Raw genomic sequence first — 9015 nt, forward strand, 5'->3', positions numbered from 1 at the left:
TGCGCGGATGGTGACGCGTGGGGTCGCCCGGGTTGGGCGGATGGTGACCCGCGGGGTCGCCCGGGTTGCGCGGATGGTGACGCGTGGGGTCGCCCGGGTTGCGCGGACGGTGACGCGGCCCGACGTCGGGGGTGGGTCGTGGGGGTAGCGGGAATCGTGCGTCGGGCCGTCGTCCCGGTGGCTCTCGCCGGGATGCTGGTGCTGGCCGGAGCCGTTCTGGGGCGGATCTTCGCCGACGACCTGATGTTCCGGCTGGCGGCCGGGGCCGCGGCCGGATCGGTCGGCGCCGGGGTCGCCATGCGGCGGCTGCCGTCGTGGGCGGTCGCGCCGATCTCGACCGTGCTGCTCGGCGGCTATCTGGCGCTGGCGCTGCATCTGGCCGCCGGCGCCGCCGGGCTGACCGTCGAGGCGGCCCGCGACGCGCTCGGCAACGGGATCCCACGCCTGCTGACCGCGATGATCCCGGTCGAGACCGCGCCGGACACCGTGGTCGTCGCGGTCGCCGCGATCTGGATCGCCGGGCTCGCCGCGACCGAGGTCGCGGTGCGCAGCGGGCGGGTGCTGCTCGGCTGTGTGCCGCCGGTCGCGGTGTACGCGGCCGCGCTCTACGTGGTCGGGCCGAACGCCTCGGCGGCCACCGGGTTCACGCTCGCGCTCGCTGGCCTGGTGGTGTCGGCTCTCGCCGCGGCGTCCGGAACCGGTTCGGGCACACCCGCGGCCGTGCGGGTGCGCGCGGTCGGCGGGGCGGTCGCCGGACTGGCGGTGCTGCTCGGCGTGATCGCGGCAGCTGGTCCGTGGGTCGGCGGTCACGTCACCGCGACGCCCGTCGACCCCCGGCGGTACGTCCAGCCGCCCCGCGTGGACAGCCTGGACGAGAGCCCGCTGAACCGGATCTCCGGCTGGGCCCTCGACCCTGCGCAGCCGCTTCTCGAATTTCTTCCCGGCGATGCCACGGCGACGCCCGCGCCGGGTCCTTCCGCGTCGGGTCCTTCCGCGCCAGGTCCTTCCGCGTCGGCGGCCGCACCGGCGAAGGGCGCGACGGGCAAGGTCGCGCCAGGGAAGAACGCGCCGGCGCAGGCCGGGCCAAGCGTGCGAATCCGGCTCGCCGTCCTCTCCGACTACGACGGCGTCACCTGGAAGGTCGGCGGCGTCTACCGCAACGCCGGCCGGGTGCTGCCATCACCCGACGTGCCTCGCGGAACCGCGGTCACCGAGACCCAGCAGCAGATCACCATCACCGGGCTGACCGGCCGCCTGCTCCCGGCCGTGCCGACGCCGACCCGGATCACCGGGGCGCGGGTCGCCTACGACGCGGCCAGTGGCACCCTGATCCGCCCCGAAGGACTCACCGAAGGCCTGCGTTACACGGCGGTCTCCGAGGTGCAGAACCCGGACCTCAACCAGCTCCCGATCGCGAACGTGCCGTCCGGTGACGCGGTCTCCCGCTATCTGGCGATCAGCGCCGGCGCGCCCCAGCAGGTGCAGAAACTCGCCGATTTCCTGGCCGAGGGTAACGGCGCTCCGTACGACCGGGCGGTAGCGATCGAGACCTTTCTCGCCGAGCACTACCAGCACGTCGCCGACGCCCCCAGCGGGCACGCGTTTCCCAACCTGCGGCACTTCCTGTTCGGCCGGCGGGACATCGGCGGGCAGAAGGGCACGTCGGAGCAGTTCGCCGCCGCGTACGCGGTGCTGGCCCGCCTGACCGGACTGCCCAGCCGGGTCGTCGTCGGGTTCACCGCGCCCGCCGCCGGTGGCGCGGTCACCGCCGGGGACGCGATCGCCTGGCCGGAGGTCTACTTCGACGGGCTGGGCTGGGTGGCGTTCGACCCGATGCCCAAGACCGATGAGGTACGCCCGGTCGAGGAGGACTTCACCCCGCCCACTCCGAGCCCGCCGCCGTCACAGTCGGAACCGCCGCCGCCCACCGCCACCGACTCGGCCTCGGCCGGGCCGGAGATCGCCGCGCCGCCCGTCCCGGCCGGGCCGTCAGCGGTGCTCGTCGCATCCGGGACGTCCGGGGGAGTGCTGCTGCTGATCTTCGGGGCGGCCGGGGCGGTCGCCGGGATGCGGAGTTCCCAGCGCAGACGCAGGTTGACCGGCGGCAGTCCCGGGCAGCGGATCGCGGGCGCCTGGCTGGAGTTCACCGACGCGTTGCGTCTGGCGGGACGGCCGGTTCCGGCGCACCTGTCGGCCACCGAGGCGGTGCGGCACGCGGCCGTCGTGCCACGGCCGGTGCAGCGGACCGGGCTGTTGCGGCGGGCTGTTCCTGATCAGCCCGACGTCGACGAGCCGCCACTGCCGGTCCTGGACGGGCTGGTGGACGCGGTCAACACCGCCGGGTTCGCTCCGGAGGCCGCCGACGCCGGGCAGGCGCAACGGGCCGGGGAGCAGGTGGTCGCCTACGCGGCGGCGCTGCGTGACCGTCGCTCCTGGTGGCGGCGGTTCTGGTGGTCCGTACACCCGGGGCCGTTGCGCTGGAACCGCAAACCCGCCGCCGACCCGCCGCGCTGAACCGCCAGCCGTCGCTCACGACGGGAATGCGCTGGCGATAACCGTCGTAGGCGACGGCTGAGGCTGTGGATGTGGTGCGGCCCGCCGGGGCAGCCGGGAGGTAACTGGGGGACCGTCTGCCCCGGCGGGAGTCTCACGGACCGGTCACATTGCTCGCGATGCAGCTCGTGCCGTCCGGCCCGGAACCGATCTTGGTCGGCTCGTCGCCGGTGTCGTTGCCCTCGAACCTGTCGCACAGTTCGATGTCGTCGCCGACCAGGGTCACGCCGTCGATCGTCAGCCGGTCACCGAGATTCGAATTGATGCCGGCGAGCACGTCACCCGGTGCGGTCGCGACGATGTTCTCCAGCCGTACGGTCCGCGCCGCCTGCGTCGAGCAGTTGCCGCACGACCGGTAGAGCTTGCCGAAGTCGGACACCTCGAAGTCGCGGATCGTCACCGAACCGCCGGCGCCCCGGTTGTCCTGGAACACCTTGTCGTCGGCCTTCGCCGCGCTGCCACCCTCGATCACCACGGTGGCGTTCGTGCCCCGGAACGTCGCCGCGTCCTCGCCGACGTCCTCCCAGTGCACACCGGACAGCGTGCAACTGCCGGAACAGTGCACACCATCAGCGGCCGGGCTGCCCAGGATCACGTTGCGCAACGTCGCGCCGTCGGCCAGCTCGAACAGCGCGTCCTGGCCCTCGTCCTGGCCACCGTCACCGAGCGCGCCACCACCGATGAACCGCTTGTTCTCGCCGTCGAAGACCCCGGTGACCTCGATCGTCTCGGTCACCACCTGCTCGCCGCTGGCCTCGGGCACCGCCGCCGACGCGAAGTTCGTGAACACGACCGCCGCGCCCAGTCCGAGAGCGATCACTGCCGCTCCGATCGCTCTGCCTCTGATACGCCGGGAATCAGCCATCATGTGCCTTTCGCTAGGAGGGGCGGCTTTCTCTCCTTAAGCACGGATCCTGGGAGAAAGCGGTTTCCTCTTCCGAGCAGACTTAAGGCTCCCTTAAGGATTTTGGTCTCGCTCCCACGGGTTCGCCGGGCGTTCTCAGGCGGTCACCGCGGCTTGGGCGCGGGCCAGCAGATCGGCGCACCAGGCCGCCTCGTCGATCGGGGTCATCGGGGTCTTCGACCAGAACGCAAGCGCCTCGTCGGTGCTGGTCACGGCCTCCGTGAAATAGACCGTCAGGTAGGTCGAGCCGATCTTCTCGTCGCGGACGCACCGGGAGGTGGCAGTGAGCTGACCGTCGTTGATCAGCTCGCAGGTGCCGGTCGGTTCCGGGGCGAGTTCGACGAGGGCCTGCACGCGCCGCTCACCGAACTCGTAGCTGGTCACCGAGGCGCCGTGGGCGGAGTCGGTGCCGCCCGGCGTCATCCGGAGCAGACCGGGCGGGCGCTCGGCGGGAACCAGCGCATACGCCCGTGTCTCACCGTGCCGACGGTCGAAGTCGATCTGCAGGATGTCGTTGAGCAGCTTGAACTCGGGAACCGAGACATCGGTGACGGTGTCCGGGTAGGTCGGGGCCGGTGGCTCGGCGGGTGTTGAGCAGGCGGCGGCGGTGAGGGCGGCGATGAGAGTGATGACGATCTTGCGCATAAGAGCCGTCACGGTAGCCGGGGTGATCAACGGCGAAGCCTGGCGCACCATTAAGGAAGCGACGTTTCCCTTGAGGGTGGGCTCGTCGACACCGTGGAACGTCGTCCCCGACGCCACGGTGCCCCCGACGAACCGCGAGTTCTTCGCCCGAATCGCCGCCGAAGCCGGTTACCCGGATCTGACCTACCGAGCCGAGTCGCCACCCCGACCGTTCCGATCAGCTCAGCCCGTCTCCGAGCCGCAGGTTTCACGTTCCGCCTTGACGCCTCTCAACCCTTCAGCGCGCTGTATGCCCAGACCACCAGGGCTGCCGCCGGCAGAAGGCTGAGTGCCCACCCGGCCACCGCGGCGGTCCGAGCCCGCGGGAAACGCCAAAGCATCGCAGCGAGGAAAAGCACCAGAAAGACCGCCCACAGCCCAGCCGTCGCAAAAACGGTGCCGGTCCCGTTCTCGGTGAGGTCCTCCATCCAGGCGACCTCGGACGCGTACGCCGTGTACCAGAACGGGATCGCGCCCGCGACCACCCACATCGTGCGCCCGAACACCGACGCCGTAACCCGCATACCCTGCTCATCCCCGTGCATCCGGGCATCGTCGCACGCGGCCCCAACGCATTCCACCTGCCGATCGGCGGGTATTCGCAAATCGCTGCCGCTGTCTAAGATCACGCCTCATGTCCGAACGCAGCACCGCCCCCGACGTCGCCGACGACACTCCAGCCACCGGCCCTGTCACGGCCGGCGACGATTCGGCCCCCACAGTTCCCGATGCGAAGAAGCCCACCGCCAATCCCACGCAGGCAAAGCCCGAGCCCGCAGCCCCCACCGACGCCCCCACCCCCACAAAGCCGGAGCCGGTGGTAGCCGACGGCGATCCTGTTCCCGTGGTGCCGGAGCCGGTGGCTGCCGACGGCGATTCCGTTCCCGCGGTGCCGGCGCCGGTGGTTGCGGACAGCGATCCCGTTCCAGCGGAGGCAGAACCCGCCGGTGATGTCGCTACATCCGGCCGCGTCACCAACGGCAACACGGACGGCCATCCCGATGTGGATGTGGATTCCGACGCCCATGTTGATGCAGACGTCAATGTTGAACCCAACGTCCATGCTGATGCGGTCAATATTGATTCGGACGTCAATGTTGATTCGGCTGGTCGGGTTGATTCGGGCAGTCATGTTGAGCCGGTCAATGTTGCCGGTGACAAGGCCGCTGCTGCCGCCCAGGCGGCCGCGACCGCTGCCGCCGCAGCAGCAATTGCCGCCGACGCTGCTGCCGATGCCGCAGCAGCGGCCGCGGAAGCAGCCGACGCCGCCGCAATCGCTGCCGATCTTGCCGCAGTGGCGGCAGCCATCGTCGAGACGCCCGAGTCCAGGGCCGGCAATGGCACATCCAGTGCGGCTGGCGCCGACGGTGTTGTCGCGGCCGGGGCGGACGCTGACATCGATCTCAAGGCCGACGGTGTCTACGCCGACGACCTCGCCGATGCGCGGGCCGACGACCTCGCTGATGCGCCCGGCGACGAGTTCGACGATGCGCCTGGTGACGAGTTCGACGACGAGTCCGAGACGCCGCAGCGGGGCTTCCGGCACTGGCTGACGGACCGTCGACCGGACGTGTTGGCGTACGTCTTCGTGCCGGTGGTGACCCTGTTCGCCGCGCCGGTCCTGGCGATCTTCTGGGGCATCGTCATTCTCGGATCCGACAGCGAAGCGCCGTCCATGTGTGACGACGTGCGAGCCGTGAACGGCTGCGAAGAACTCACCCTGAGCCTGATCAGCGCCCATGTGCTCGGCTTCCTCGGACTGTGGGCCTTGCTCTGGGCCCTGCCCTGGTGGCGTGGCCTGCGCACGCCCCGGGTCCTGCTCGCGGTGGCCTCCGGAGCTGTCCTGTTCGCCGCACTGTTGCGGATGGCCGCCTGAACTGACGAGGGATTCCCGATCCTTCCGCGGACGTGACCACAGAACGGGACCTCGGCCGGCGGGCTGAAACAGCGCACCCGCCGTTGCGTCACGCGCCGGGCCCGGTTCCCGTCCGATGGCAATGGATTCAGCCGCAACCGGTAGGCGCGGCGCCCCGGTATTCCTGGCGAGATCAGGAATACCGGGCACGGGCCGGGGATTGGCAGGGATATGACCGACGCTTCGTTCGACCCTCGTCAATTGATCGCGGACAGCAGGATCGGTGTCCTCGCCACGATCAAGGCCAACGGGCTTCCGCAGCTCTCCCCGGTGACACCCTGGTACGACCGGACCGCCGAGACCATCTACGTGTCGATCACCGCGAACCGTGCGAAGACTGCCAACCTGCGCCGTGACCCGAGGGCCGCCTTCGAGGTGACGAGCCCGGACGGGTGGGCGTGGGCGACGGCCGAGGGTTCGGTGACGCTGATCGGACCGGGCGACGACCCGGACGGCCCCGAGGTGCAGGCGCTCGTCGACTACTACCGTGCGGCCGCCGGCGAACATCCGGACTGGGCCGAGTACCGCCAGGTGATGGTCGACGACCGCCGGGTCCTGATGGCGCTGAAGGTCGATCACGTCTACGGCGCCAGGTTGCGCTGACGGGGTGCGAGAATCGAGGGCGTGCGGCTGGAGATCGACGAGACCTCGGCGCTGACCTTCGACGACGGCTCGCCGGTGCGGGCCGCCTCGGCGATCGCCCCGTTCGGCGACGGATGGCTGGTGGCCCAGGACGACGCCACCCATGCGGCCTGGATAAGGCCCACCGCGCCAGCCGGGCCCGAAACGAACGCGAGGCCCGGCAGAGAAGCCGGTTCAGGCGCTATACCGAATCCGGCCGCGAAGCCGGGGCCGATCGCAATGCCTGGTCCGGCCGCGAAGCCGGGTCCGGCCGTGAAGTCGGATACCGCCCGCCGGTCAGAGTCGATCACCCGGGTCCGGGTGGTCGACCCGGTCGACGGACTGGAGACGTTCACGGCCGCCGACGGGACCAAACATCTCAAACCAGACTTCGAAGCGGCCTGCGCGATGCCCGGCGGTGAGGTTCTGCTGCTGGGTTCCGGTTCGTCGCCGGCCCGGATGCGTGCGTCGCTGGTCGGTGCGGACGGCTTCCGGGTCGCCGACCTGCGCCCGCTCTACCTGGCCGTCGCCGCCGCGTTCGGGTTGCGTGCGGACCAGCTCAACCTCGAGGGCGCCTGCCTGGCCGGCGACCGGTTGCGGTGGTTCCAGCGCGCCAACCTGGCAGCAGGCGCGGCGACGGCGTCCGCGGACATCGAGGTTTCCGCGCTGCTCGCGGCGGTCCGCGGCGAGATCACCCCAGACAAGATCGACATCCATGGCGTACGCCGATACGACCTCGGTGTCGCACACGGAGTAGCCCTGGCCGTCACCGATGCGGTGTCACTCGCCGACGGCCGGGTGCTGGTCAGCGCCGCCGCCGAGGACACCCCGAACGCAGTGGACGACGGCCCGGTGGTGGCCTCCGGTCTGGCCCTGCTGAGCGCCGGCGGCGAACCACAGTTCTTCGCCGAGATCCCCGGCGCCGAGAAGGTGGAGGGCCTGGCCGTCCGCGAAACGACCACCGACGGCATCCGCCTGCTGGCCGTCGTCGACGCAGACGACCACGAAACCCCGTCCCGCCGCCTCGAACTCCACCTCCACTGGTAAGCCACAGATCGTGTTGAGTTCCACCGGACAGGTGCGCCCGAACTCCACAAGACCGCCGGGAGGCACGGCGGGCGGTGAGGAGGTCACGGAGGCGAGCCGCCCGCGGCGCGGAGGGCATGGTGTGATCGGTCCACCCGGCAACGCTGATAAATGCGTTGTGGGGCATGCGGATCACGCTGAAGAATGGCGTTCGGCCCCGGCGGTCTCAGAAGAAAGCGCGTAAGCAGCGGGCGCACAGGCGATCAAACCAGGCTTGTCCGCTGTCATCATCCGCGACCGATCCTTCCCATCGGAACCGCTACGGGGCCTCCCTTTCTTTCCAAGATGAACTTCCAATGATGAACTGCAACATAGAAGTAACGAGGTGTACCCGATGACCGACGAGGTGATCATTCGGAGTGGTTTCCGTGGCCTGCGCTATGTCGACGGCCGGTTCGACCAGGTTCTGGAGCCGGGCCGCTATGAGCTGCCGCGGCGCCGCCGGCTCGGTGGCCGGGTGGCGACGGTCGACGTCGTCCAGGTCGACCTGCGGGAGCGTGAGCTCAACATCAAGGGCCAGGAGATCCTGACCGCCGACAAGGTCGCCGTCCGGGTCAACATCATCACGCACTTCCGGGTGACCGATCCGGTGGCCGCCGTCGAGCGGGTGTCCGACTACAGCGACCGTGTCTACAGCGACGTGCAGCTCGCCGCCCGCCGGTCGCTCGCGTCGATGACCCTGGAGGCCATCCTCACCAACCGCAACCAGCTCTCCGAGGACATCCTGCGGGACGTCGAAGGCGTGTCGGCCGGTTACGGCGTGGAGATCATCCGGGCCGACGTGAAGGACCTGGTGTTCCCGGGCAACCTGCAGGACGTGATGAACCGGGTGCTGACCGCCCAGCGTCTGGCCGAGGCACAGATGGTCGAAGCCCGTACCAAAGCTGATCGGGAACTGCTGGAGGCGACCTCGCGCGCCGACGCCGCACGGCTCGCCGCCGAGGCGGACGCCGAGGCGAAGCGGATCCGGGCCGACGCCGAGGTCGACGCCCTGCGCCGGCTGGCCGAGGCGGCCGAGGCCTATGCGCAGCACCCGGCCCTGCTCCGGCTCCGCGAGCTGGAGACCCTGGGCGCTCTCGGCGCGAACGCGTCGGCCCGCCTGTACATCGGCTTCGACAAGCACGTGAACGAGTAAGGAAGACCAGCACGTGAACGTGTAAGGAAGACCAGCACGTGAACGTGTAAGGAAGACCAGCACGTGAACGTGTAAGGAAGACCAGCACGTGAACGTGTAAGGAAGACCAGCACGTGA

The 9015-nt window shown here is 70.0% G+C and carries 9 protein-coding genes; 5 read left to right on the forward strand and 4 right to left on the reverse strand.

Annotation, left to right across the window (positions count from 1 at the left end):
* The first annotated feature begins 156 nt into the window (after window positions 1-156).
* Entirely contained in the window at window positions 157-2514 is a 2358-nt protein-coding gene (locus AB0E94_RS01040; RefSeq protein ID WP_360320452.1) for a transglutaminaseTgpA domain-containing protein, read from the forward strand.
* Between the two features lie 133 nt (window positions 2515-2647).
* On the opposite strand, the gene AB0E94_RS01045 is transcribed toward AB0E94_RS01040, so the two are convergent.
* From AB0E94_RS01045 to AB0E94_RS01055, 3 genes are all read right to left on the reverse strand, one after another.
* Window positions 2648-3373, reverse strand: coding sequence for a pectate lyase (locus AB0E94_RS01045; RefSeq protein ID WP_360320455.1), 726 nt, complete (start codon window positions 3371-3373; stop codon window positions 2648-2650).
* A gap of 180 nt (window positions 3374-3553) precedes the next feature.
* The gene (locus AB0E94_RS01050) at window positions 3554-4102 is read right to left on the reverse strand and encodes a hypothetical protein (protein WP_360320458.1); all 549 of its coding nucleotides are present in this window, start codon (window positions 4100-4102) and stop codon (window positions 3554-3556) included.
* 269 nt (window positions 4103-4371) lie between these two features.
* Entirely contained in the window at window positions 4372-4665 is a 294-nt protein-coding gene (locus tag AB0E94_RS01055; RefSeq protein ID WP_360320461.1) for a hypothetical protein, read from the reverse strand.
* 110 nt (window positions 4666-4775) lie between these two features.
* Here AB0E94_RS01055 and AB0E94_RS01060 point away from each other — a divergent pair, with 110 nt between their 5' ends.
* Window positions 4776-6017: a hypothetical protein gene (locus AB0E94_RS01060; RefSeq protein WP_360320464.1), complete on the forward strand. Its 1242-nt coding sequence runs from the start codon at window positions 4776-4778 to the stop codon at window positions 6015-6017.
* A gap of 210 nt (window positions 6018-6227) precedes the next feature.
* Window positions 6228-6659 carry a PPOX class F420-dependent oxidoreductase gene (locus tag AB0E94_RS01065; RefSeq protein WP_360320467.1) on the forward strand — a complete coding sequence of 144 codons (432 nt, stop codon included), beginning with the start codon at window positions 6228-6230 and terminating at the stop codon, window positions 6657-6659.
* Here AB0E94_RS01065 and AB0E94_RS01070 read toward each other — a convergent pair.
* A complete protein-coding gene (locus AB0E94_RS01070; RefSeq protein WP_360320470.1) occupies window positions 6638-6823 on the reverse strand; it encodes a hypothetical protein in 186 nt (61 codons plus the stop codon). The genes AB0E94_RS01065 and AB0E94_RS01070 overlap by 22 nt on opposite strands.
* A gap of 127 nt (window positions 6824-6950) precedes the next feature.
* Between AB0E94_RS01070 and AB0E94_RS01075 the strand changes: the two genes are divergently transcribed.
* Together AB0E94_RS01075 and AB0E94_RS01080 are read left to right on the forward strand one after the other, a co-directional pair.
* Window positions 6951-7724: a hypothetical protein gene (locus AB0E94_RS01075; protein ID WP_360320473.1), complete on the forward strand. Its 774-nt coding sequence runs from the start codon at window positions 6951-6953 to the stop codon at window positions 7722-7724.
* A 373-nt stretch (window positions 7725-8097) separates the two neighbouring features.
* A complete protein-coding gene (locus AB0E94_RS01080; protein WP_360320476.1) occupies window positions 8098-8898 on the forward strand; it encodes a slipin family protein in 801 nt (266 codons plus the stop codon).
* Window positions 8899-9015 lie beyond the last annotated feature (117 nt).

The organism is Actinoplanes sp. NPDC026670, assembly GCF_040638175.1.
GTDB lineage: Bacteria > Actinomycetota > Actinomycetes > Mycobacteriales > Micromonosporaceae > Actinoplanes.